This window comes from Nocardia sp. NPDC004260, assembly GCF_053603155.1.
On the sequence record NZ_JBSGEZ010000271.1, the window covers coordinates 1 to 1,300 of the forward strand.

A 1,300-nucleotide genomic window follows, 5' to 3' on the forward strand; every position below is an offset into this window, starting at 1 on the left:
CGCGGGTTCTAGGAGTCGTTGCAACACCTCAGCTCGAGGGGTGTTGTGGATTTCGAGATCCGGGCGGATCGAACTCCGCAGGGACGTAAGAAGTTGTCGCGGGAGCGGCAGGCATACTGCCGCCTCGTGCAACAGGGTTTCAGCAACGCCGAGGCTTGCCGGATCGTCGGTGTCGATGCCCGGACCGGTCGCAAGTGGCGTCATGGCCGGACCGGGGAACGTCATCGTCGCCCGGTGCCACCGATCTCGATGGTGGCACCGGGTTGCGGCGTCTCGCGGTACCTGCGTGAAGACGAGCGGATCCATATCGCCGACCGGTTGAGAGAGAACGCCACGGTGCGAGCGATCGCGGTCGAGTTGGGTCGCAGCCCGTCCACGATCAGCCGGGAAATCCGCCGCAACGCCCACCCCACTACTGGGGCATACCGGCCCTACGCGGCCCAAGCTCGTGCCGAGGCTCGTCGACCGCGTCCAAAGCTCCGCAAGATCCTGGCCGACCCCGAGTTGTGTGACACCGTGCGGTCGATGCTGAATGAGAAGTGGAGCCCGGAGCAGATATGTCATGCTCTGCGGCGCAGGTTTCCCGACCGACCGGAGATGCACGTGGTCCACGAGACCGTCTACCAGGCACTCTATGTTCAGGGCAGGGGACAGCTTCGCCGCGAGCTTGCCGGCGCGCTGCGTTCGGGCCGGGCTCGACGGCGACCGCAACGCCAAGCCAACTGCCGCATACCCCGGTTCACCACGCCGATGCTGATGATCAGCGAGCGCCCCGCCGAGGTGGAGGAACGGGCTGTTCCAGGTCATTGGGAGGGTGATCTGATCATCGGCAAGGACGGCAGATCAGCGATCGGCACCCTGGTCGAACGAGCGTCTCGGTATGTGATGCTGCTCCACCTTCCCGACGACCATGGCGCCGAAGCAGTCCTCGACGCCCTGACCGGCACCATCACCGCCCTGCCGACCGAGCTGGCACGATCACTGACCTGGGATCAGGGCAGCGAGATGGCCCGGCACGCCGAGTTCACCATCGCCACCGACATTCCCGTCTACTTCTGCGACCCGGCCAGCCCCTGGCAGCGAGGCTCCAACGAGAACACCAACGGCCTCCTACGGCAATACTTCCCAAAAGGCACAGACCTGTCTGTTCACAGTCCCGAACACCTCACCGCAGTCGCCGACCAACTCAACCGCCGCCCACGCAAAACGCTCGGCTGGGAAACCCCAGCCGAGCGCCTGCATAGACTACTTGCGGCCTGAACCAAACGACCACGTGTTGCAACGATCCCTAGAATCCGCC

General features: G+C 64.8%; 2 protein-coding genes. One reads left to right on the forward strand and one right to left on the reverse strand.

Annotated elements, in window-relative coordinates; genetic code table 11:
• On the reverse strand, positions 1-225 hold a 225-nt coding region (locus ACWEO7_RS39565), incomplete at its 3' end, for a hypothetical protein (RefSeq protein ID WP_452430990.1).
• Between ACWEO7_RS39565 and ACWEO7_RS39570 the strand changes: the two genes are divergently transcribed.
• Positions 127-1,260: an IS30 family transposase gene (locus tag ACWEO7_RS39570; protein WP_452430988.1), complete on the forward strand. Its 1,134-nt coding sequence runs from the start codon at positions 127-129 to the stop codon at positions 1,258-1,260. The two genes, ACWEO7_RS39565 and ACWEO7_RS39570, sit on opposite strands and share 99 nt — an antisense overlap.
• Positions 1,261-1,300: the final 40 nt, after the last annotated feature.